General features: G+C 55.3%; 1 protein-coding gene. It reads right to left on the bottom strand.

Going from position 1 to position 2,296, the window contains the following annotated elements; all coding sequences use genetic code 11:
* A partial coding sequence (locus Q1W26_RS17350; RefSeq protein ID WP_300442745.1) for an OsmC domain/YcaO domain-containing protein occupies window positions 1-1,886 on the bottom strand: 1,886 nt, incomplete at its 3' end.
* Between the last annotated feature and the right edge of the window lie 410 nt (window positions 1,887-2,296).

Genomic DNA, 2,296 nt, shown 5'->3' with positions numbered 1-2,296 from the left:
GCCGCTTCAAATTGCTTCAAGGCGAGATTGATCAGCAGCTTCAATTCCAGAATCGTCAGCTGGCCCCAGGCCGTATTTTCGTCAAACTCGATGCCGATCAAGGTAATGATGTCCATGTAATCATCGAGTTCACTGTCTTCCAGGCGTTCAAGCAGTGCTTCCAGGCTGGCATCGTCGAGGCGGTGCAGGTTCAGGATATCTTCACGAAATAGCAGGGCTTTGTTGGTGTTGTCCCAGATCAGGTCTTCCACCGGATAAACTTCCGAATAATCCGGCACCAGGATGCGGCAGGCCGTTGCGCCCAATTGGTCATACACCGCCATGTACACTTCCTTGCCCATGCCTTCGAGAATGCCGAACAAGCTTGCGGCCTCAATGGCATTGGAGTTTTCACCGTGGCCAGAAAAATCCCACTCGACAAATTCGTAATCGGCCTTGGCACTGAAAAAACGCCACGACACCACGCCGCTGGAATCGATGAAGTGTTCAACGAAGTTATTCGGCTCGGTTACGGCGTTGCTTTCAAAGGTGGGCCGAGGCAAATCGTTCAGGCCTTCAAAACTGCGCCCCTGCAGCAATTCGGTAAGACTGCGCTCCAGCGCCACCTCCAGGCTTGGGTGCGCCCCAAACGAGGCAAATACACCGCCAGTACGCGGGTTCATCAAGGTGACGCACATCACCGGAAACTCCCCGCCCAGCGACGCATCCTTCACCAGCACCGGAAAGCCCTGTTTTTCCAGCGCATCGATGCCGGCCAGAATGCCGGGATATTTCGCCAGCACTTCGTGCGGCACATCGGGCAGTGCCATTTCACCTTCCAGAATTTCGCGCTTTACCGCCCGCTCGAAGATTTCCGACAGGCATTGCACCTGTGCTTCGGCCAGCGTATTGCCGGCACTCATTCCATTGCTGAGAAACAGATTGTCGATCAGGTTGGACGGGAAATACACCACCGCGCCGTCCGACTGACGCACATACGGCAGCGAACAGATGCCGCGCTGCACATTGCCGGAGTTGGTGTCGTACAAATGCGAGCCACGTAACTCGCCATCGGGGTTGTAAATCTTCAGACAGTATTCATCGAGAATTCCGGCCGGCAGCGCATCTTTACGGCCAGGCTTGAACCAGCGCTCATCCGGGTAATGCACAAATGGCGCGGCGGCAATGTCTTCCCCCCAAAACTGGTCGTTGTAGAAATGATTGCAATTCAGTCGCTCGATATATTCGCCCAAGGCCGACGCCAGCGCGCTTTCCTTGCTGGCGCCCTTGCCGTTGGTAAAACACATCGGCGAGTGCGCATCGCGGATATGCAGCGACCACACATTGGGAACAAGATTGCGCCACGAAGCGATTTCAATCTTGATGCCCAGGCCCGCCAGAACTCCCGACATATTGGCGATGGTCTGCTCCAGCGGCAGATCCTTTCCCGCAATACAGGTGCGTGCTTCCGAATCCGGATTCAGCGTCAGCAAGGCCTGAGCATCGGCATCCAGATTGTCCACTTCTTCAATCACAAACTCAGGCCCGGTTTGCACCACCTTTTTTACGGTGCAACGCTCGATGGAGCGCAAAATGCCCTGTCTGTCCTTGGCGGATATATCTTCCGGCAACTCGACCTGAATCTTGAAAATCTGCTTGTAGCGGTTTTCCGGATCAACAATATTGTTCTGCGACAGGCGGATGTTGTCGGTAGAAATACCGCGCGTTTCGCAGTACAACTTCACGAAGTAAGCCGCACACAAAGCCGATGAAGCCAGAAAGTAATCGAACGGACCCGGCGCCGAGCCATCGCCCTTATAGCGGATGGGCTGATCGGCGATTACCGTGAAGTCATCGAATTTGGCTTCAAGACGAAGCTTGTCGAGAAAGTTGACCTTGATTTCCATGGGGGAATCCTGAAATGGCGTTCAAAACGAATTGGCCGCCATTATCGCTGTTTTCCTGGTGGAAAACGGTGCATCTCGGCAGTTCGAGGATCCGGGTGTCGGCGCCGACAACCGCGCGCTTGAAGGATCAGGCTCACCACAGAGCCAAGCCGGACCTCGGCGCCAAAAGGCCGTCATTCGACGACCCGTAATCCGGTGAGCCCGTTCCAGTCTGCGCCGCTTGCTCTGTCATAATGCCGAGCAACTAGCGTAATCACTGCCATGACGTTCTACTCACCACCTGGCTCGTTCGCACGCTCTGTCATCGCACACAGCGTGCTCATCATTTTCCTGCTTGCGGCGGGCGGGTGGCTGGTCTTTGATTCCTGGCGTGAACGGGAGCGGACTGTCGCGGAGGTGTCACCAAACAA

Origin of the sequence: Zoogloea sp. (genome assembly GCF_030157465.1) — a bacterium.
Lineage (GTDB): Bacteria > Pseudomonadota > Gammaproteobacteria > Burkholderiales > Rhodocyclaceae > Zoogloea.
Note: the sequence above shows the minus strand (reverse complement) of the source record. Positions and strands in the feature narration are given on the sequence as shown.